This window comes from Rubrobacter tropicus (assembly GCF_011492945.1).
Classification (GTDB): Bacteria; Actinomycetota; Rubrobacteria; order Rubrobacterales; family Rubrobacteraceae; genus Rubrobacter_D; species Rubrobacter_D tropicus.
In genome coordinates this window covers 3,600,295-3,620,323 of the sequence record NZ_CP045119.1, presented here as the reverse complement: position 1 = coordinate 3,620,323, position 20,029 = coordinate 3,600,295, and the positions used below count along the sequence as shown (strand labels likewise).

Below are 20,029 nucleotides of genomic sequence, written 5' to 3'. Positions count from 1 at the left end.
CGAGATGATGACCGTGGCCGCCAGCCGCGAGCTAAAAGACGGGTCCGTCTGCTTCGTGGGTATCGGGCTTCCGAGCGAGGCCGCGAACCTGGCGAGGGCCACGCACGCGCCGGGGTGCGTCCTGATCTACGAGTCGGGCACCGTGGGCGCGAAACCGGACGTGCTGCCCCTCTCCATCGGCGACGGGGTGCTCGCCGAGCACGCCGACTCGGTCGTGTCCGTGCCGGAGATCTTCAACTACTGGCTCCAGGCCGGCCGCGTGGACGTCGGCTTCCTCGGAGCCGCCCAGGTCGACCGCTTCGGCAACATAAACACCACGGTGGTGGGGCCGTACGACTCCCCGAAGGTGCGCCTGCCCGGCGCGGGCGGGGCGCCCGAGATCGCCGCCTCCGCGAAGGAGGTCATCATCATGCTCCGACACAAACCGCGCGCCTTCGTCGAAGAACTCTCCTTCGTCACCTCCGTCGGCCACGGCGCCGGCGGCGATTCCCGGAAAGAGCTCGGCTACACCGGCGCCGGCCCCACCGCCCTCATCACCGACCTCGGCGTCCTGCGCCCCGACCCCGAGACGAGAGAGCTCACCCTCGTCTCCCTCCACCCCGGCGCGACGGCCGACCGGGCCCGCGAAGCGACCGGCTGGGACCTGAGGGTGGCGGACGAGACGACTACCACCGACCAGCCCACGGAAGAAGAGCTGCGCGTCCTGCGCGACCTGCGAGCCAGGACAGAGGAGGCGAAGAAAGCATGAAAGCTACCGTGTACATCGCGACGAGCCTCGATGGCTTCATAGCGCGGGAGGACGGCGGCATCGACTGGCTCCCCGGTGAGGAAGACGCGCAGGAAGGCGAGGACTACGGGTATCAAGAGTTCATAGATACCGTGGACGCGATCGTCATGGGTCGGAACACCTACGAGTTGGCGTCGTCCTTCGGTTCGTGGCCGTATGGTGGTAAGCCCGTGGTCGTTCTTAGTAGCCGGCGGGTGGACATTCCAGACGCCATCGCGGAGACCGTCGAGTCCATGCCCGCGGAGCCGCGGGAGGTGGTTCGGCGTCTCGCGGAGCGTGGATTCGGGCATCTATACGTGGATGGTGGGAAGACTATTCAGGGGTTTCTCGGGGAAGGCTTGATCCAGCGCCTGATCATCACGAGGATCCCCGTCCTTATCGGCACCGGAATCCCGCTCTTCGGACCGCTTCCCCACGACGTCCGGCTGCGCCACGTGGAGACCCGGCAATTCGAGAACGGTCTGGTGCAATCAGAGTACGAGGTACTAGATGACGTCGCATGACCACGAGTTCGCCAAAGAAAGGAGCGCGTAACCCCATGCCCTACGAAGGCGCGACAGAGGCCTGGATCGTGGGCGCCGTCCGCACCCCTATCGGCCGCCACGGCGGCGCTTTGAGCCCCGTCCGTCCCGACGACCTCGGGGCGCTAGTCCTCGAAGCCCTGATGGAGAGGACCGGTGTCCCCGCCTCCGAGGTTGAGGACGTGTACTTCGGCTGCGCCAACGGGGCCGGCGAGGACAACCGCAACGTCGCCAGGATGAGCCTGCTCCTGGCCGGCCTCCCCGAGACCGTGGCGGGCGCCACCGTGAACAGGCTCTGCGGATCTGGCCTGGAAGCCGTCTCCCAGGCCGCCCGGTCGGTCATGCTCGGCGAGGCGGACGTCTACATAGGTGGCGGGGTCGAGTCCATGAGCCGCGCCCCGTGGGCCGTACCGAAGCCGGAGCGCGCCTTCCCGACGGGCCAAGCCACCATGTACGACACCACCCTTGGCTGGCGCATGGTCAACCCGAGGATGGAGGAGATGGGACACACCGACTCTCTGGGCGTCACGGCCGAGAACCTCGCCCAGGAGCGCTTCGAGACGACCGCCGAGGAGCAAAAGCCAGAGGAACTCGCCCGCACTTACGATATATCGCGCGGGAAACAGGACCGCTTCGCGCTCCTGAGCCACGAGAAAGCCGTCGCCGCCCAGGACGGTAAGCGGTTTAGGGACGAGACCGTGCCGGTCAGAGTCGCGGGGCGCAAGGTGGACACCGTCGTCGAGGCCGACGAGGGCCCGAGGCGCGACACCACTCTCGAGAAGCTAGGCAAGCTCCGTCCCGCCTTCAAGGGTGACGGCTCGGTAACGGCCGGTAACTCCAGCTCGCTCAACGACGGCGCCGCGGCTGTGCTCGTGGTCTCGAAAGAGTACGCGGAGGCGCACGGGCTGGCGCCCCTCGCCAGGATAAGGAGCATGGCGACCGCAGGCGTCCCGCCGCGGGTAATGGGGATAGGCCCCGTGCCGGCCACGGAGAAAGCGCTCTCCAGAGCCGGGGTGTCCTTCGGGGATATCGACCTCGTCGAGTTGAACGAGGCGTTCGCGGCGCAATCGCTCGCGGTCCTGCACGAGTGGGGGATGGAGGCCGAGGACGAACGGCTGAACCCGAACGGGGGCGCCATCGCGCTCGGTCATCCCCTCGGGTGTTCCGGGGCGAGGATACTTACCACGCTGGTACACGAGTTGGGCCGGAGGGAAGGGACCGGGCTAGGCCTCGCGACCATGTGCATCGGCGTGGGGCAGGGGATCGCGATGGTCGTCGAGAAGGTTGGGTAGGGCTATTAGCTGTCAGCCGTCAGCTCTCAGCTATTAGGGGCCGCGGTCGAGGAGCGAGGGGATGGAGACATGACGCAGCAGACTACGGGTGAGGGCGCCGGGCAGCCGCCTTACTCCTACCCGGATTACAGGTCCACGCGCCTGCGGGCGCCGAAGGAGCCGCTGGTTATCCTGCCGGGGGCTCTGGCTGATGCCTCCGGGCCGGTCTACGGGCATGGCAGGATCGGGGAGGCGGACGACGACCTTACCCGTCAGCACGACGGGGAGCCTCTCGGGGAGAGGATCATCGTAACCGGCCGCGTCCTGAGCGGCGACGGGCGCCCGGTGCGGAACAGCCTCGTCGAGGTCTGGCAGGCGAACGCCGCGGGCCGCTACACCCACCACAACGACCAGCACCCCGCGCCGCTCGACCCGAACTTCTCCGGCGCGGGCCGGTGCCTGACGGATGAGGAAGGCCGCTACCGCTTCGTCACGGTGAAGCCGGGGGCTTACCCGTGGAAGAACCACGACAACGCCTGGCGCCCGGCCCACATACACTTCTCGGTCTTCGGTTCCGCCTTCAGGAGCAGGCTCATCACCCAGATGTACTTCCCGGGCGACCCGCTCTTCGAGCACGACCCCATCTTCCGGTCCGTGGGGGACCCGGGAGCCAGGCGGCGCCTGATCTCCCGCTTCGACCTCGAAACCACCGAGCCGGAGTGGGCCCTCGGCTACCGCTTCGACATCGTTCTCGAAGGCCACAATAAGACCCCGTTCGAGAGGCCGCACGCGTGAGCCTCGAACCCACGCCCTCCCAGACCATAGGCCCGTTCTTCCACGACGCGCTTCTCGGGCGAGACCTGACGGAGTTGGTCCCACCGGACGAGCCGGGGGCCGTAAGGATCACGGGCGTCGTGTACGACGGCGCGGGCGAGCCCGTGACCGACGCGATGGTCGAGATCTCGCACTCCACGCCAACCGGATTCCGGGCTAACCCCAACTCCCCCGACGGTGGTTTCTCCGGCTGGGGGCGCTCCGGTACCGTGGACGGCGGACGCTTCTCGTTCGTCACCTCGAAGCCAGATCCCGTCCTCACGCCCGATGGAACACGTCAGGCCCCCCACGTCGACGTCCTGGTCTTCGCCCGCGGCCTGCTCAAACCGGTCGCGACCCGCCTGTACTTCCCGGACGAAGAAGAGGCGAACGCCGCGGATCCGGTCCTCGCGTCGATATCGACCCCGGTGCTTCGACGGACCCTCGTCGCCCGCAACGAGGGAGGGGCCCTCCGCTTCGACGTTCGTCTCCAGGGCGAGGGGCAGACGGCCTTCTTCGGGTTCGAGTGATGAGCGGGGACCTGTTCGGCCCGATTTTCGTTCCCGACGCCCTCCGGGCGGCCGTCTGTGGAAGGGCCTGGATGCGGGCGATGCTCGACGCGGAGGCGGCGCTCGCGGTCGCGGGGGCGCGCGCCGGCCTGATCCCCACGGAAGCGGCGGAGGCCATAGTTCGCTGCTGCGACGCGGACCTTTTCGACCCCGCAAAGCTCGGGCGGGAAGGACGCCCGGCCGGCAACCCCGCCCCGGCCCTCGTCCGGGCGCTGACCGAAGAAGTCTCGAAGGTCTCCGAAGACGCCGCCCGCCACGTTCACAGGGGCGCCACGAGCCAGGACATCACGGACACCGCGGCCATGCTCGTCTCGCGCCGGGCGCTCGACCTCATCCTCGGCGAGGTGGACGGGATCTCGGACGCGTGCGCCACGCTCGCTAGGGACCACAGGGATACCTTGATGGCGGGTCGGACGCTCCTGCAGCAGGCCCTCCCCACGACCTTCGGCCTCAAGGCGGCCGGCTGGCTCGTCTCCGTGCTCGAGGCGCGGCGGAGGCTCAGCGAGCTGCGCGCCTCCGGGCTCGCCGCGCAGCTCGGGGGGGCCGCCGGGACGCTCGCCTCGCTCGGGGACTCCGGACTACCCGTGTTGCGGGAGTTCGCGCTGGAGCTTGGCCTCGCCGAGGCGCCCGTACCCTGGCACACTGACCGGACCAGGATCTCCGAGATCGGCACCACCTTATCGCTTTTGGCGGGCGTGCTAGCGAAGATCTCGCACGACGTCATCCTCATGGCCCAGACGGAGGTGGGCGAGGTGTCAGAACCCGCCGGCGAGGGACGCGGCGGCTCCTCGACGCTTCCCCACAAACGCAATCCCGTCCTCTCCGTGACCGCCGCCGCCAACGCCTGCCGCGTCCAGAACCTGGCGCACACCCTCCAGGCCGCGATGGCCCAGGAGCACGAGCGGGCCGCCGGCGCCTGGCACTCGGAATGGGAGGCCCTCTCGGAAGCCCTCGCCCTCGCCGGGGGTGCCGCCGCCAACGTCCGCGAGGTGGTAGAGGGCCTGGAGGTCCACCAGGAGAAGATGCGGGAGAACCTCGGCGCGACGAGGGGGATGCTCCTCGCGGAGAACGCCGCCACGGTCCTCTCGGAGAGGCTCGGGCGCCTCGAAGCCCACGGCCTCGTCGAGGCCGCCTGCCGCAGGGCCCTCGCCGAGAACAGGCACCTGCGGGAAGAGCTGGTACAAGACGAACGAATCGGCCGGGTGCTCACCGAAGCGGAGATAGACGCCGCGCTCGACCCGGCCGGCTACCTCGGATCCGCGGGGGCATTCGTGGACCGGGCCCTGGAACTCTACCGCGAGGAGGAACCCTCTTGACGACGGGAGGCGCCACCGACCTGAACTACAGGCTCGAAGGACCCGAGGACGCGCCGGTACTCGTGCTCTCCAACTCTCTCGGGACGGCGCTCGAGATGTGGGACGACCAGGCACCCGCGTTGCGGGAGCGTTTCAGGGTGCTCCGCTACGACACCAGGGGCCACGGAGAATCCCCCGCGCCCCCCGGCCCGTACGCCATAGAAGACCTTGGCCGGGACGTCCTCTCGCTCCTCGACCACATCGGCGTAGAGCGCGCCTCGTTCTGCGGCCTCTCCATCGGCGGCATGACCGGGATGTGGCTCGCGTCCGAAGCGCCCGAAAGGGTCGAAAGTCTCGTGCTCTGCTGCACCTCGGCCCTGCTCGGCCCGAAGAGCGTCTGGGACGAGCGCATCCAGACGGCCACGGAAAAGGGCATGGCGGCCCTCGTGGACGGCGTGATCGAACGCTGGTTCACCCCCGCTTTCCGCTCGGAGAACCCCGAGGCCGTCGAGACGATGGCCCGCACCCTGCGCGGCACGGACCCCGAGGGCTACGCCGGCTGCTGCGCCGCCATCAGGGACATGGACCTGCGCGACCGGCTCCCCTCCATCCGGTCCCCAACCCTGGTCGTCTCCGGCGCCGACGACCCCGCGACCCCGCCGGATCACGGCAGGCTCATAGCGGGCGCCATACCCGGCGCCCGCTTCGAGGTAGTCCCGGAAGCCGCCCACATCGCCAACGTGGAGCAGCCGGAGACCGTCACCCAACTCATCCTGACCCACCTGGAGGCAACGTGACACCGAACGAGACCCACGACGACGGCATGAAAGTCCGCCGCGAAGTCCTCGGCGACGAGTACGTGGACGCGGCGGTGGAGAAGACCACCCCTTTCACCGCCGACTTCCAGGACTTCATAACGCGCTACGCGTGGGGCGAGGTCTGGACGCGACCCGCCCTCGACCGCAAGACCCGAAGTTGCATTACCCTCACAGCCCTCATGGCCCGCGGCCACCACGAAGAGCTGGCCACGCACGTCGAGGGCGCCCTCAGAAACGGCCTCACCGAAGACGAGATCAAAGAAGTCCTCCTGCACGGGGCCATCTACTGCGGCGTCCCCGCCGCCAACACCGCCTTCGCCGTGGCCCGCCGGGTACTGGAGAACAGATAGCCGTCGGCTTTTAGCCCTCAGCAAGACCCGGCGGCGACGCCGGTCACCAGCACGAGGCCTACATCCGCGCCGTCAACCGCGCGCTGGAAGGCAGGGCCGAGGGAACCGCCGCAACCACCCACATGCGCCGCGGCAACCTCCGTTCCCCCCGGGCAGCCGAAGGCGACCACGACCTCGTCGCCGAAGCCCGGTAAACCGGGTCCGGGGCTCGTCCGGAAGGCCGGAACTGGGAGAAATGTCCTACAAGAAATTGGGACAATCAGACGATACGCCGGCCTACGGGCGTCGGTTAACATGGCATTGCCTTACCGTTGTGGATAAGGCTGGGGAATAGGTTCGAGGGGAACGGGCGGGGCCGGTTTGCACACCACGGGAGTCGCGGCCCTTGCCACCCCGGAACGGGGAAGGGATAAATGAACCGTGAGGTCGAGGAGGGGTACGGGTCGATGCTGGAGTTCGAGATGAACCGCGCGGCTGAGAGGTTGGCGAGGGCGAACCAGGAGTCTTTGCGCGCGCTCGCCGGCGGCGCGTTGGCCGTTCAGCGGCAGAACGCGAAGCTCTACCAGGACTGGACCGAGATCTCCTCGGCCATGGTCGAAGAGTCCGTCCGGATGTGCGTCGCCCTCTCCTGGGCGCCGTTCTACTACGCTTCGGGGTCGGGTCCTCGCGGCGCGGATGGAGGCGACGAGAAGGGTAGAGACCTGCCGGTCGCCGACTACGACCAGTTGGACGTCGAGGAGGTAGTTCGCAGGCTCGAAGGGCTGACCGCCCGCGAGGTCGAAAAACTGGAGGAATACGAGAAGCATCACAAGAACCGGCCCGTCCTGGTGGAGCGGATGGACCGTTGCCTTGTCTGATGGGCCGGGTAGGACAGATAGGGATGCCGAAGCAGCGCGGGAGCCTCCTCACGCCCCCGCGTTCCGGTTCGAGGCCCGGCGCGGGGTCTCGGTGAACCCTATCTGCCAGGCGTTTTCGGAAGGAGCGGCATAGATGGATACCACGACCCGACCCAACACGAGACCGGGTGGCGTACGGAGCTACCGGACGATGTACTGGGCGATCGCCCGCCACCGGCACAGCCGGCTCGACGTTCTCACGGCCCAGGTCGGCGGCGGCAACGCGTTGCCGATCTTCAGTTCGAGGGAGAAGGCCGAGTCTTTTCTCCGATCCTACACGGCCGGGGGGTGGGAGGTCAGGCAGACCGGCGTCGGCGAGCTGATCTCCCTCTTGTCCGACCCTTACAGAGATGCCGAGCGCGTGGTACTCGACCCACCGCCGGGGGCCATGGATGAGGCGTTTCTGGGCCTGATCGGCGTCGGCCGGCAGGTCTTCCTCGACTCCCTTCTGGGTAGAGGACGGGGATGGTTCGAAGCTACGCGCCCCAACCCGCGAACGGGCCGCCCGGCGAGAAACACGGCCTGATAGCGACCCCCACGGCCGACGCGCCGGGCATCGCGATGACGGGGGCCGTCCCGGTAGAGCGGGAGTCCTCGCCGCACAATGTTCTTCGGCCTCGCGACCGCATCCCGCACCCCGGGGGACGTCTCGGCCGAAGAGCTGGGCTTGAAAGCCCCCGCCGATAGCCCGAGTCCCCGCCCGGATTGACGGCCCGGGGTTCGGGGTTTAGCCTGACGGCTCCTAGAACGCGGAAAGGCTGTTCGTTTGCAGGAGCCCGGAGATCTCTCCCAGATAGGCGGCGTCGCGGAACGGCTTGGCGTGAGCACGCGCACCATCAAGTACTACGAAGAGCTGGGCCTCGTCTCCCCCGAGAACCGATCCCCCGGCGGCTTCCGCCTCTACAACGCCTCGGACGTCGAGCGCCTGGAGCGCATCCTGCGCCTGAAGGGGATGGGTTTCTCCCTCGCCGCCATCCGGGAGTTCCTCTCCGTCCGTGACGCGGCCCAGGAGGCAACCCGCGAAGCCGTGCTGGCCGAAACGACCGAACACCTGCGCTCCCGCGAACGCGAAGTGACGGAATATATAGCCAAGACCCGCGAAGACCTCAAGGGCGCCGAAGCCCTGCGCCAGGAACTCCAACGCGACATCTCCCTCTGCGAAGCCAGGATGCGCGAACTGGGGAAGTAGGTCTTGAGGCATTTAGGCTATAAGGTTTTGAAGGGCGCGTTACGAAAGCCACGAGCAGGCCCCGGCCCTCCACCCCTGAAAACCTGAGAACCTGAAAGCCTCCGAAGGAGGCGACCCGCAACCTGATGCCTGTAGCCTCTCGGGTGAACGCTTTAACGCCCTCAACTGGACTCGTACGTACACGTACGGTATGTTTGTACAGGGTATGGCGTTACGAGAACGGTTTCGGGGCGTGGGCGCTGTGGCGCGCGCGAGGTTCCGGCGGACGGAAACAGCAGAGGGCTCGCGCGACCACTCTCAGGAGGAGGGTACCGCGTCCTTTCTTGCGCTGCTTTTCTCGCAGCTTCTGGGGACCACGGCCTTCATGTTCGTGGTGCCGTTCATGCCGTTGTACGTGCAGGCGTTGGGGGTCGAGGACGTCGGGCACGCCGCGGCGTGGGCCGGGGTAATAAACGGCGCGTCGGGGGCCACGATGGCGCTGGTGGCGCCATTGTGGGGGAGGCTCTCGGATCGGATGGGGCGCAAGCTCATGCTGCTGCGGGCGACGATCGCCGCGGTGGTGGTCGTCGGGTCCATGGCCTTCGTTACGGGGCCGTGGCAGTTGCTCGTGTTGAGGCTCTTGCAGGGGACGCTGACGGGGACCGTGCCCGCGGCCACCTCGCTGGTTGCCGCGACCGCGCCGGCGGAGAAAGCCGGATGGAGGCTCGGGGCGCTTCAGACCGTCATATTCGTGGCGGCCGGGGTTGGGCCCGCGCTCGGTGGGATCAGCGCCGACTCGGCGGGCCTCAGGGCCTCCTTCTTCATAGCCTCGGCCCTGCTGGTGGTCTCGTCCGTTGTAGTCCTCCTCGGCGTGAGGGAGAACAAGCCGGTCGTGGAAGAGGCGGAGAACACCGGAGACGAAGGCGAGCCGGAGCGCGCTTCCCTTCCTTACAAGCTGCTGTTGCCCGGGTTGCTCACGTTGTTCGCGGTACACGTGTCGATCACCAGCGCCGCCGTCGCGTTGCCCGGTTTCGTCGGCGCGCTGGCCGGGGCGGCCGACAGGGTGGCGAGCCAGGCGGGTTGGATCATCGGCACCGGGGCCCTCGTTGCCTCGCTCGGCTCCCTCCTCGGTGGACGCCTGGCCGCCCGCTTCGGCGCCCGCCGCGTCATGGTCGTCTCCCTCGCCCTCGCGGGCGCCGCCGCGCTCCCCCAGGCCCTCTCCGAAAACGTACCCCAGCTCTGGATCCTGCGCCTCCTCGCCAGCCTCTTCATAGGTTGCGCCATCCCCGTCGCGAACCTAGCGATAAAGTCCGCCGCCCCCGCCGGTCGCCAGGGGGAGGCCTTCGGCGTGGCCTCCTCGGCCACATCCGCCGGCTTCGCCCTAGGCCCCGTGGGCGGGGGCCTGCTCGCCGCGTCCCTCGGCTTCTGGTCCGCCTTCCTCGTCCCCGGCGTCCTACTCCTGGCCCTCGCCGTAGCCCTCGTAATCGCCTACGCCCCACGTACCGGCAAGGCAACCGCGGCCTGGAAAGCGCTGATCGCCAGCATTACCAGATAGGCTTCAGGTTACGGGCATCAGGATCTCGACGTTGGCGGCGAGCTTTTGGCTTCCGGGCGTGAGCCAAACAGCGAATAGGGGGCCGGGGCTTTTGTCCCGGCCCCCTATTCGAGAAGCTATCGGCGATCAACCAAAAAGCTGAAGCCTGTAACCTGAAGCCTTTCCTACGCCGGATCCACAGCGCCCACGTAGCCGGGAACCTGCGAGATCGGGGTCTCGGTTATCGTCCCGTAGTAGGTCGAGGCGTGGATGACGGTGCCGTAGCCCGTGGCTATTCCGACGTGCGAGATGCCGTAGCCGGCCTCGTCGAAGAAGACGAGGTCGCCGGCGGCGCCTTCCGACGGCACGCCGTAGCCGTACTGGGCGACCGGGTCGTCCGGAAGCGAGACGCCTAGGTTGGCGTAGACGGCCGAGGTAAAGCCCGAGCAGTCGAGGCCGCCGGCTCCGTAGGGCGTGCCGATGTAGGACTGCGCCTCGGCGACGACCGCCTCGCCGGAGAGCGTCTGCGCCGACGCCTCGGAAGGCGAGTTCGCGACGATCACCGCCGAAAGCACGGCGCACGAGAACAGGGCAACAACAAACTTGCGCATGTGGAGATCCCCCTCCAATATCCTTGCTTGCAACTACTTGCTACTTCAAGCGGGCGATGTTACCAGGGATCTGCGGGCCTTCAAGGAACTTTTTTGGAAGAGGGGGAGGGGACGGTGCGACGGGCGCGGCGTGGATGGCCTTGCCCCCGGAGAGCCTCACGCCGGATAATGGGCGTCGTAGCGGAGGCGAAAAGTCATGGAGCGTGAGGTTTGCACGTATACAGCGACCCGGCCCTGGAACGCCACGTCAACGACCTCTCGGGCGTCGAGGTCCCGCCGAGGTTTCCGGCCGCCGTGGCCGGGATCGAGGCCGCCGAACGTTCGGGCGCGCGCGTGGAACGACGCCCCTGCGAACCCGCCGGCAGAGAGGCACTCCTGCGCGTCCACACCGCGGATTACGTGGACCGGTTGCGGGAGCTTTCCGATTCCGGGGGCGGCTACCTCGACCCGGACACGGCGCTCGGGCCCGGCTCCTTCGAGGTCGCGGAGCTCGCGAGCGGGGCGGCCTGCGGGGCCGTCGAGAGCGCCCTCGGCGGGGAGCCGTCCTTCGCCGTCGTCAGGCCGCCGGGTCACCACGCGGGCGCGGGTTACGCGATGGGCTTCTGCCTCCTCAACCACGCGGCGGTCGCCGCCGCTTACGCAAGATCCAGCGGTGTCGAGAGGGTCGCCGTCCTCGACTGGGACGTCCACCACGGCAACGGCACCCAGGACATCTTTTTCTCCGACGAAACCGTGCTCTACCTCTCCGCCCACAGGAGCCCCTTTTATCCCGGTACGGGCGAGGTGTATGAGGTTGGGGACGGCCTGGGACGCGGCTTCACGGCCAACGTCCCGCTCCCGGCGCGGTCGGGGGAGGACGTCTACGCCGCGGCGTTCGCGGGGGTTCTCGTTCCGGTGTTGCGGGAGTTCGAGCCCGGGCTCGTGATCGTCTCCGCAGGATACGACGCCCACGCGGCCGACCCGCTCGGGGCATGGGGTTGGACGCGGGTTCGTTCGGGCGTTTCGCCGCCCTCGTCTCCGCCGTCGCCCGCGAGTCGGGGGCGCCCCCGCCGGCGTTCGTGCTCGAGGGCGGCTACGACCTCGACGCCCTCGCGCAATGCGTCGCCGCGACCGTGCGCGGGGCCTACGAAGACCCGCCGGGCTGGGAGTACGAGGGCGGGGTGCGGCAGGTGGACGAGGGCCGCGCGGCGTTGGCCCCCTTCTGGAAGAGCCTCCGGTAGGACCGCTATGAGGAAGCTGGCCGGGATGCTCGGCGCGGGGCCGCCCTTCAAGGACCGGAGGGACGCGGGCAAGAAGCTGGCATCGCGCCTGATGCGTTACCGCGAAGCGCGTTCCGTCGTCTTCGCCCTGCCCAGGGGGGGCGTCCCCGTCGCCTACGAGGTCGCGCTCGCCCTCGACGCCCCGCTCGACGTGGTCGTCGCCCGAAAGCTCGGCGCCCCGACCAGCCCGAGTTCGGCATCGGGGCCGTGGCCCCGGCGGGGTACGCGTCCTCAACGAGGACGCCGTCAGGCGGCTCGGTATCCCGGAAGACTACCTCGACGGGGTCACGCGCCAGGAGACCGCCGAGGTCGAGCGGCGCCTCCGCCACTTCAGGGGGGGCAGACCGGAGGCCGACGTCTCGGGCCAAACCGCCATCCTCGTCGACGACGGCCTCGCCACCGGCGTGACGGCCAGCGCGGCCGTCGAGGCGCTGCGCCTCCGTGTACCTGCACGCATAGTGCTCGCCGCCCCCGTCTGCGCCGCCCAGACGGCGGGGATGTTCCGGTCCGAGGTGGACGACCTCGTCTGCCTCAAATGCCCGCCGGACCTCGGCGCCATCGGCTTCTGGTACCGCGACTTCGACCAGACCCCCGACGAAGAAGTCATCAGCCTGCTCGAAGCCTCCCGGCGCCGCCGGGAAGCCCCCTGACCCGCCAACAGACCGGTGGGAGGAACCGCCTCACCCGGTACAATAAAAGGGCTGACAGGCTGACTAGCTGACAAGCTCCCCGAAGGGGTGAAACATGTGTGGCAGGTATACGTTGACGGTTCCAGTCGACCGGCTGGCTGCTGAGTTCGATCTCGATGAAGTTCGGGCGGAGCTCTCGCCGAACTTCAACGTCGCGCCGACCCAGGGCGTCGCGGCGATCCTGGCCGAGAACGGAAGCCGCAGGCTGGAGACGCTGAGGTGGGGGCTAGTCCCCTCGTGGGCCAAGGATCCGGAGATCGGGGCCCGCATGATAAACGCCCGCAGCGAGACGGCCCCGGAGAAGCCGTCCTTCCGCAGCGCCTTCCGCCACCGCCGGTGCCTCATACCCGCCGACGGCTTCTACGAGTGGAAGCGGGAGGAGGGTGGCAAGCAGCCGTTCTACATACACATGAACGACGGGCGCCCCTTCGCCTTCGCCGGGCTCTGGGAGAGCTGGAACGACGGTGAGATCCTGTCCTGCACCATCCTGACGACCTCGGCCAACGCGCTCGTCGGGGAGGTCCACGAGAGGATGCCCGTGATCCTGCCGGCCGAAGAACGCGAGGCCTGGCTCGACCCGGAGGCCGAGAGGGAAGAGCTCGTCTCGCTGCTCAGGCCATACGAGGGGGACGACCTCGAGACCTTCCCCGTAAGCCGCTTCGTCAACAGCCCCCGCAACAACGACGAACGCTGCGTAGAGCCCGCGGCTTGAGCCTGGAGGTCGGGCCCGAGGTAAGGGCGGCCATCGAAAGGAAAGGTCCCGTGGTGGCGTTGGAGTCCACCCTGATCTCACACGGCCTGCCCCACCCCGACAACCTCGAAGTGGCCCGCGAGTCCGAACGTGTGGTCCGCGAAGAAGGCGCCGTCCCCGCGACGATAGGCGTCATAGACGGGACGCCGAAGATCGGGCTCGACGGTGCCGGGCTGGAGCTCATGGCGACCGCCGAGGGGATCGAGAAGCTCTCCTCCCGGGATCTTCCGGTGGCGGCCGCCAAAGGTCTCCACGGGGCGACGACGGTGGCCGCCACGGCGCACCTGGCGGCGCTCGCGGGGATAAGGCTCTTCGCTACCGGGGCCTCGGGGGCGTGCACAGGGGGGCGCGGGAGAGCTGGGACGTCTCGGCCGACCTGGCCGCCCTCACCAGGACGCCGGTCGCCGTCGTCTGCTCCGGCGTGAAGTCCATCCTCGACGTGCCGGCCACGCTCGAGTACCTGGAGACCCTCGGCGTCCCCGTCGTCGGGTTTCGCACCCCGCGGTTCCCCGGCTTCTACCTGGCCGACTCGGGCAGCCCGCTCGGCTGGTCGGTGGAGAACGAAGGGGAGGCCGCGCGCCTCGTACGGGCCGTGACGGACCTCGGCCTCGGGGACTCGGGGCTCGTCATCGCCAACCCTCTGGCGGAAGAGGATCAGCTCGACCCGGGCCTGCACGACCGCGCCCTGCGCGCCGGCCTCGAGGAGATGGGGAGGCTGGGAGTGCGGGGCGGGGAGGTTACGCCCTTCCTGCTCGACCGCTTCGCGGCGGAGACCAAAGGCGAGAGCCTGCGGGTGAACAAGAAGATCATACTCGGCAACGCCCGCCTCGCCGCCCGCATCGCGGTCGCGCTCGCCGGGAAGCCCTGATCCTTGCGGGCCCCTCGCGTCCTCGTCGTCGGGGACCTTCTCTACGACCTGCTCGCGAAGGCCGAGGGCGAGATAGTGTTCGGGACGGACACCTTCGTCCCGATCCGGGTCGCCGCCGGGGGCTCGGGCGCGAACGCGGCCGCCTGGCTGGCCTCTTCCGGTGTCGAGACCCATTTTGTCGGCAGGGTGGGCGACGACGTCTTCGGCGCGTTTCTGGAGGGTGAGATGGAACGGGCCGGCGTGGCTTCGCACCTCGCCCGAGACGCTTCCCTTGCGACCGGCAAGGTCTTCGTGCTCGTGGACGGGGCGGGGGAGAGGACCATGATCACGGACAGGGGAGCCAGCGAGGCCCTGAACCCGAACGACCTTCCGAGAACCCTCTTCACCGAAGGCCACCTCCACCTCTCGGGCTACACCCTCTCGGGCGGCAGCCGCCGACGGACCGCGCTGGAGGCCTTGCGCCTCGCCCGTGAAGCCGGCATGACCGTCTCGGTAGACCCGTCATCCGCGCCCCTGCTCCGGTCCGTCGGGCCCGAACGCTTCCTGGATTGGACCCGCGGCGCCGACCTTCTCTTCCCGAACCTGACGGAGGGGGAGACCCTTACCGGGGAGCAAGACCCCGACCTCATCCTGAAGAAGCTGCTCTCCCTCTACCCGGCCGTCGTGCTCAAGCTCGGCCCCGAGGGCGCCGTGTACGCCGACGGGACCGGGGCGTCTCTCCGGGTGCCGGCGACGGCGGACCGGGCGGAGGACACCACGGGCGCGGGGGACGCCTTCAGCGCGGGTTTTCTCGCGGCCTGGCTCGACAAAGAACAGCCCGCGGGGACGATGCGCCGGGGCGCCGAGACCGCCGCCCGGGCCGTCGGGCGTGTCGGTGCCCGTCCCGAAGCCTGATACGGTCTGCACGAACGCGGCCTTCCGACCGGGAGCGGTGCGAGGCATGATGCCGCACACAGCGCCCCAGGGTACATCCGTAGTACCTTCTGGCCCGTAGGAAGCTTTGCGAGAACCTGACGGAAGGTCGTTGAATTGGGCATCGAAAGTTCGAAAGCAAGGCGCGGCGGCGGGTGGAGGCTCCTCATCCTCGCCTGCGTTTTCGCGTTCCTCCCGGCGGCGTGCGGCGGGGAGACGTCCGGCGGCACGCAGGGGGGATCGGACGAAAAAGCGCGGGAAGAAGCCGCGACGGGGACGCCGGCATCGGAGCAGACCACCGTTTCGCCGGAAGAGACCACCGCCGCCGGCGCTCCCTCGGGCGAGGCCGCGGAGCTCGCGAAAGCAAAACCAAGCCCGCGGGAGATCCAGAACATGCTCCCCGCCGACGGCAAGAAGCCCGACCCGGCGAGGCCGCTGCCAGAAGACCCGCCCGAGGGCATAGAGGTCTACCCGCCAACCACCAACGAGCTCTCGGAAGGGCCGATAAAGTACGACCGGAGCCCGCCGACAAACGGCAGGCACGATCCCCTGTGGCAAAACTGCGGCGTCTACGAGAAGCCCATAAAGGACCGCCACGCCGTCCACAGCCTGGACCACGGCGTCGTCTGGATCACGCACCAGCCGGACCTCCCCGCGAACCAGACGGAGAAGCTCCGCTCCTACGGCGCCGAAGACAACGTGATAGTCAGCCCCTACCCGGGCCAGGACGCCCCCGTAACCGTAACCTCCTGGCGCGTCCAACTGAAGCTCGAAGACGCAAACGACCCAGGCTGCGCCAGTTCGTCGACGGTTTCCGCAACTCCGAGATAGCCCCCCTCTCCGGCAACCGCTGCACTCTGGGCGTGGGAAACCCGCGAGGATAGCTATCAGCATTCAGCTGTCAGCCTTCCTTTATAGGGCGTAGCAGTAGTCCGAGCTCGTCGGTCCGGGCAGTCCCCTGGGCGATCACGACCCGGCTCACGTTCCGCGAGCCGGGTTCCATAAGAAAGCTGATAGCTGATAGCTGAAAGCGCGGTGGGCAAAGCCCACCGCCTACGCCGGCAGAGGCACCGGGGCGCCGTTCGTTTCGTCGAAGAGGAGCACCTCTCCGGCGTTTATCCTGAACTTTCTGAGCGTCTCCTTGCGGGTGTTCGTGGGCTGGGGCTCTCTTATGCCGCTGCCGCGGTTCTGGGGGGTCGCCGTCGTTGGGACCACGCGCTTCATGGTGCAGACGACAGAAGCTGGCGTTACCTCTACGACGTTGTAGCCGTGGTCGTTCGAGTTGAAGTACTTTATGTGCGGGTTGCTCGCGGTGACGGCCGCGGTGAACTGACCTGCGTCGGGGGCCGGGGCCGCGCCGAAGCCTAAGGATGCTATCTCCGAGAGGTTCGAGGAGGTCACGGAGCCGCAGACGAGCTCGACGCCGACGGGGCGGTTCTCGCCGGTGCTCACGGGGTTGTCGTAGTCGTCCTTGATGTATCCCGCTATGTAGGAGTGGATGTCGCCCGTGAGGGTGACGAAGTTGTCTATGCCCTGGCCGGCGTTCGCGTCCCTGATGGCGCGCGTGATCTCGCGCCGCTCAGCCTGGTAGCCGTCCCACTGATCCAGCGTGATGTAGACGCCCTCGGGCGCCGTGGACGGGTCGATGGTCGGGAGCGCGTTGCCGGGGCCCAGGAAGCTGTTTGCCACCTTGATCTGCCCGAAGGTGACCTCGTTGCCCCACATCTTCCAGGTCCTCGTGGAGTTCAGCATCTTGTCCAGGAAATAGCCGAGCTGGTCGGGGCGGGGCAGGCTGCCCACGCCCGCCGTCCCGTCGCCGAGCATCGTGCGGCCTGGGGCCTCCTCGGCGCCCGTGCCGGGGGTGACGTAGCGGTCCTGGGTCTCGTTGCCGGCGGGGGGGCCGTCGCGGTAGAGGCGCTGGTCCGTCATGACGAGCTGCATCAGGTTGCCGAACTCGAAGGAGCGGTAAAGCCGGATCTCCTCCAGCGGCCCCTTTGCCGCGTCGAACGGGACGCCGACCGGGTTGAACTGGGCCCACGCCCGGCTCGCCGCCTGGCGTCTGGACGGGTTGTTGCCCGGCGTCGCGTCCGTGCCGCCCTCATCCGGGGCGAAGACCTGGTACGCGTCGTTGGCGAACTCGTGGTCGTCCCAGATCATGATGAAGGCGCATTTTTCGTGCAGCGCCTGCAGGTTCCTGTCCTGCTTGTACTTTTTGTAGGCCGTGCGGTAGTCCTTGTATGTCAGGCACTCCGCGCCGCCGTCGGGGAAACGGAACTGCCGCTCCTCGGGACCGCCCCCCTGGAAGCTGTCGGAGGCGACCGTCTCGTACATGTAGTCGCCGAGGTGCGCCACGAAGTCGAGTTCGCCCTCGCGGGCGAGGTGGTAGAGGGCGTTGTAGTAGCCGTTTGTGTAGTCCTGGCAGGAGATGTAGCCGAAACGGACCTTCGAGACGTCCGCCCCCGCCGCCGGGAGCGTCTTGAAGTGGCCCGTGCGGGTCGCCTGGCCGTTGAAGATGAAGCGGTAGCGGTATTTCGTGAAGGGCCTGAGCTGCGGACGGTTTAGCTGGATCTTGACGGTGAAGTCCCGTTCCGCGTTGGTCTCGACCACCCCTTGCAAGACGGGCCGCTGGAACCCCGTGTCGGCCTCGGGGGAGATCTGGTACGCCACCCGCAAGGGCTCCGGCCGGTTCCAGGCGACGCGGGTCCAGAGCACGATGCCGTTCGGCCTCGGATCCCCCGAGGCCACGCTCTGCGGGAAACGCTGTGGGTTGACGCGGCGCACCGTGAAGAGCTCCTGCGCCTCGGCCTCGTCGATCCCGATCCCACCGGGCACCACCGAACCGGCCCAGACGGCCACGCTCGTCGCGAACGAGTACTTCAGGAAGTCCAACCGGTTCACGTGAAACTCATCGAACACGTTTCTCTCTCCCATGACACGCTCCTTTTCCACCCCGGACGGCCGGGGCGTGCGCAAAGATCCAGACCCCAAGATTCTAGGGACACCGTCCGACTTTTGGGTTAAACGCGGGATAATCGCGGGTTAAATGGACGTGAAACTGACGGGATCAGGGCTCCAGCCTGACGCGCGGACGTCTCGGGTCCGGGGCGACGAAGGGTTGGGCCAGTTCTCCCGCGTGCCTCGCGAGGGCCCCGATGTCCGTGCCGACGGTCCGCCTGCTCTCGCCCTCCGTGAAGACCTCGAAATCTCCGCCGCCCGCAGCAAGGAAACCGTTTACCGCGACGGAGTACCTCCCGCCGGCCTGCAGGGGATCTCCGTCCGGGAAGGTCAGGGCCGTGACCCGCCCTCCGAGGGGCCCTGACGGGTCGTACTCGTAGCGGAGGCCGCTGACGGCGAGCCGGTGGTCCCTGCCGTCCTGCCTGTACTGCTCCTCGAGCGCGCGCCGGACTTGCTCCCCGGTCAACTCCATCTTTACGAGGTCCCGGCCCGACGGTTGCACTGAGAAGAGCTCACCGTAAGTCACGGGGCCCGCGGCGATGCCGGTCCTGAGCCCGCCCGTCGGAACGAGGGCGAAATCCGTGCCGGCGAGGTCCCGCTGGCCGTCGGCAACGAAGTCGCCCAGAGGGCTCTCCCCGGCCGCCGTCGGCGTCGGGGTTACGGCTTCGGACGCCCTGCCGACCACGCGGTCCGAGAGCGGCGCCACCCGTCTACTGTATCTCTTCACCAGGGCGGCGACCTCCGGGTCCGGGCCTGCCCCGTCGTCCTTGGTGGTCACCACGCGGGCCTTCGAACTTGTGACTTCGCCGTTCGCGCGGGCGACCTCGAGGTCCAGGATCCCGAAGGCGTTGCCGTACTCCTCAGCCTGGATGATGGGCCTGTCCTCTACTTCGAGGTTCAGGCGGTTGTGGGTGTGGCCCGAGAAGACGGCGTCCACGCTGCCGCTCATCTGCCTCGTCTCCGTGACGATCTCGTCCGCCGTCCCCCCGCGGTCGGTGTCCAGCGCCCCGGAGTGGGCGAGCACCACTATGGCCCGAACGCCCCTGGCTTCGAGTTCGGCGGCGTGGCGGTTTACTGTCTCCGAGATGTCCGCGAACCGGAAATCGTCGGCCGCGGCGGGGATTACGATCTCCGGCGTCTCGAGCGTCGTCACCCCTATGAAGCCGACCTTCACCCCGGCCCGCCGGACCACGGTGAACGGTGGCAGGACTGGCCTGCCCGTCTCTCGGTCGAGCGTGTTGGCGGCCACGTACGGAAACCCCGCCCCCGGGAATCTCGCATCGGAGGTGTCTTCGCTCCCTGCCCGTTGACCGCCGTCTATGAGACGGAGCATCTCTTCTTTGCCCTCGTCGAACTCGTGGTTGCCCAAAGTGCCGACGTCGAAGCCCATCTCGTTCATGGCGAGCACGGTCGGCTCGTCGTGGAAGCGGGCCGAGACGAGCGGTGAGGCGCTTACCATGTCGCCCGCGTGAACCCTGATGGTGCTCCCGCGCTCGTGTCGGTCCAACTGTGCCGCGAGGTACGCCGCGCCGGCGCTCTCCGCGGAACGTTCGAGGTATCCGTGAAAATCGTTGACGCCGAGCAGCCGTATCTCGGCTGTGCCGCGTGGTCTGGGCTCCCCCCGTGCCGGCACCGCGTCCGATTTGCGGTCTTCCAGACGAGATTCCTCGGCCGTCAGGGAGATCAGGAGCGGCGTCAACGAAACGAGGAGGACAAGCGCCGTGACCGCCGCGGCCCTTCGCCCGCGCCTCAAGCCCGTCTCCCCGAAAACGGCCCGGCCAAAAAAAGAGGGACCCGCGCCTGCGGGTCCCTCCGGAGGTTCGCGGCCCTTCCGGCCGCCGGGCCGGTTCTCCTACGCAAGGCGCCTGCCCGGGGTCGGAGCGCCGGGGTGTTCCGGATCCGGGTAGGTCAGGCCCGGCCCGTCTCCGGGAAGGCCTCTCTCTGCGCCGAAAACGGGTGCAG

19 protein-coding genes and 3 pseudogenes are annotated in these 20,029 nt (G+C 68.3%); 19 read left to right on the top strand and 3 right to left on the bottom strand.

What is annotated here, in order from left to right; genetic code table 11:
* Positions 1 to 4 precede the first annotated feature (4 nt).
* The 12 genes and pseudogenes from GBA63_RS18195 (at position 5) to GBA63_RS18140 (ending at position 10,043) form a co-directional block, all read left to right on the top strand.
* Positions 5 to 748, top strand: coding sequence for a CoA-transferase subunit beta (locus tag GBA63_RS18195; protein WP_166180372.1), 744 nt, complete (start codon positions 5 to 7; stop codon positions 746 to 748).
* Positions 745 to 1,290 carry a dihydrofolate reductase family protein gene (locus GBA63_RS18190; RefSeq protein WP_166178380.1) on the top strand — a complete coding sequence of 182 codons (546 nt, stop codon included), beginning with the start codon at positions 745 to 747 and terminating at the stop codon, positions 1,288 to 1,290. The genes GBA63_RS18195 and GBA63_RS18190 overlap by 4 nt, the downstream gene beginning before the upstream one ends.
* Before the next feature lie 35 nt (positions 1,291 to 1,325).
* The gene (locus GBA63_RS18185) at positions 1,326 to 2,600 is read left to right on the top strand and encodes a thiolase family protein (protein WP_166178378.1); all 1,275 of its coding nucleotides are present in this window, start codon (positions 1,326 to 1,328) and stop codon (positions 2,598 to 2,600) included.
* Between the two features lie 69 nt (positions 2,601 to 2,669).
* Entirely contained in the window at positions 2,670 to 3,374 is a 705-nt protein-coding gene (gene pcaH, locus GBA63_RS18180) for a protocatechuate 3,4-dioxygenase subunit beta (protein WP_166178376.1), read from the top strand.
* Positions 3,371 to 3,922 (top strand): protocatechuate 3,4-dioxygenase subunit alpha, encoded by a 552-nt coding sequence (gene pcaG / locus GBA63_RS18175; RefSeq protein ID WP_166178374.1) that lies wholly within the window; start codon positions 3,371 to 3,373, stop codon positions 3,920 to 3,922. Before pcaH ends, pcaG begins: the two co-directional genes overlap by 4 nt.
* A gap of 71 nt (positions 3,923 to 3,993) precedes the next feature.
* Positions 3,994 to 5,277 carry a 3-carboxy-cis,cis-muconate cycloisomerase gene (gene pcaB, locus GBA63_RS18170; RefSeq protein ID WP_407690820.1) on the top strand — a complete coding sequence of 428 codons (1,284 nt, stop codon included), beginning with the start codon at positions 3,994 to 3,996 and terminating at the stop codon, positions 5,275 to 5,277.
* Complete coding sequence (gene pcaD, locus GBA63_RS18165; protein WP_166178372.1) at positions 5,274 to 6,053, top strand: 3-oxoadipate enol-lactonase; 780 nt, start codon at positions 5,274 to 5,276, stop codon at positions 6,051 to 6,053. The genes pcaB and pcaD overlap by 4 nt, the downstream gene beginning before the upstream one ends.
* A complete protein-coding gene (gene pcaC / locus GBA63_RS18160) occupies positions 6,050 to 6,424 on the top strand; it encodes a 4-carboxymuconolactone decarboxylase (protein WP_228282162.1) in 375 nt (124 codons plus the stop codon). Before pcaD ends, pcaC begins: the two co-directional genes overlap by 4 nt.
* Positions 6,425 to 6,837: 413 nt before the next feature.
* Positions 6,838 to 7,281: a hypothetical protein gene (locus GBA63_RS18155; protein ID WP_166178370.1), complete on the top strand. Its 444-nt coding sequence runs from the start codon at positions 6,838 to 6,840 to the stop codon at positions 7,279 to 7,281.
* A 133-nt stretch (positions 7,282 to 7,414) separates the two neighbouring features.
* Positions 7,415 to 7,846, top strand: a complete 432-nt coding sequence (locus GBA63_RS18150; protein ID WP_166178369.1) for a hypothetical protein — start codon at positions 7,415 to 7,417, stop codon at positions 7,844 to 7,846.
* 240 nt (positions 7,847 to 8,086) lie between these two features.
* Positions 8,087 to 8,338, top strand: a pseudogene (locus tag GBA63_RS24590) (MerR family transcriptional regulator); the annotation flags it as partial.
* A gap of 412 nt (positions 8,339 to 8,750) precedes the next feature.
* A complete protein-coding gene (locus tag GBA63_RS18140) occupies positions 8,751 to 10,043 on the top strand; it encodes an MFS transporter (RefSeq protein WP_207956894.1) in 1,293 nt (430 codons plus the stop codon).
* A 164-nt stretch (positions 10,044 to 10,207) separates the two neighbouring features.
* On the opposite strand, the gene GBA63_RS18135 is transcribed toward GBA63_RS18140, so the two are convergent.
* Positions 10,208 to 10,666: a C40 family peptidase gene (locus GBA63_RS18135; RefSeq protein ID WP_166178363.1), complete on the bottom strand. Its 459-nt coding sequence runs from the start codon at positions 10,664 to 10,666 to the stop codon at positions 10,208 to 10,210.
* Between the two features lie 261 nt (positions 10,667 to 10,927).
* On the opposite strand from GBA63_RS18135, the pseudogene GBA63_RS24505 reads away from it, so the two are divergent.
* The 7 genes and pseudogenes from GBA63_RS24505 to GBA63_RS18100 all read left to right on the top strand — a co-directional run.
* Positions 10,928 to 11,557 (top strand): annotated as a pseudogene (locus GBA63_RS24505) (histone deacetylase family protein); the annotation flags it as partial.
* Positions 11,558 to 11,610: 53 nt separating this feature from the next.
* Positions 11,611 to 11,853, top strand: coding sequence for a hypothetical protein (locus GBA63_RS23765; RefSeq protein WP_166172283.1), 243 nt, complete (start codon positions 11,611 to 11,613; stop codon positions 11,851 to 11,853).
* A gap of 299 nt (positions 11,854 to 12,152) precedes the next feature.
* Complete coding sequence (locus GBA63_RS24090) at positions 12,153 to 12,542, top strand: phosphoribosyltransferase (protein WP_266096326.1); 390 nt, start codon at positions 12,153 to 12,155, stop codon at positions 12,540 to 12,542.
* A 112-nt stretch (positions 12,543 to 12,654) separates the two neighbouring features.
* Positions 12,655 to 13,293, top strand: a complete 639-nt coding sequence (locus tag GBA63_RS18115; RefSeq protein ID WP_407690819.1) for an SOS response-associated peptidase — start codon at positions 12,655 to 12,657, stop codon at positions 13,291 to 13,293.
* Positions 13,290 to 14,200, top strand: a pseudogene (locus GBA63_RS24500) (pseudouridine-5'-phosphate glycosidase). Before GBA63_RS18115 ends, GBA63_RS24500 begins: the two are co-directional and overlap by 4 nt.
* 3 nt (positions 14,201 to 14,203) lie before the next feature.
* Positions 14,204 to 15,094 (top strand): carbohydrate kinase family protein, encoded by an 891-nt coding sequence (locus GBA63_RS18105; protein WP_166178359.1) that lies wholly within the window; start codon positions 14,204 to 14,206, stop codon positions 15,092 to 15,094.
* A gap of 135 nt (positions 15,095 to 15,229) precedes the next feature.
* On the top strand, positions 15,230 to 15,943 hold the full coding sequence (locus GBA63_RS18100) for a DUF3105 domain-containing protein (protein WP_166178357.1): 714 nt from the start codon (positions 15,230 to 15,232) through the stop codon (positions 15,941 to 15,943).
* Between the two features lie 222 nt (positions 15,944 to 16,165).
* On the opposite strand, the gene GBA63_RS18095 is transcribed toward GBA63_RS18100, so the two are convergent.
* Complete coding sequence (locus GBA63_RS18095; protein WP_166178355.1) at positions 16,166 to 18,043, bottom strand: alkaline phosphatase D family protein; 1,878 nt, start codon at positions 18,041 to 18,043, stop codon at positions 16,166 to 16,168.
* Between the two features lie 133 nt (positions 18,044 to 18,176).
* Complete coding sequence (locus tag GBA63_RS18090) at positions 18,177 to 19,820, bottom strand: bifunctional metallophosphatase/5'-nucleotidase (protein ID WP_166178353.1); 1,644 nt, start codon at positions 19,818 to 19,820, stop codon at positions 18,177 to 18,179.
* Positions 19,821 to 20,029 lie beyond the last annotated feature (209 nt).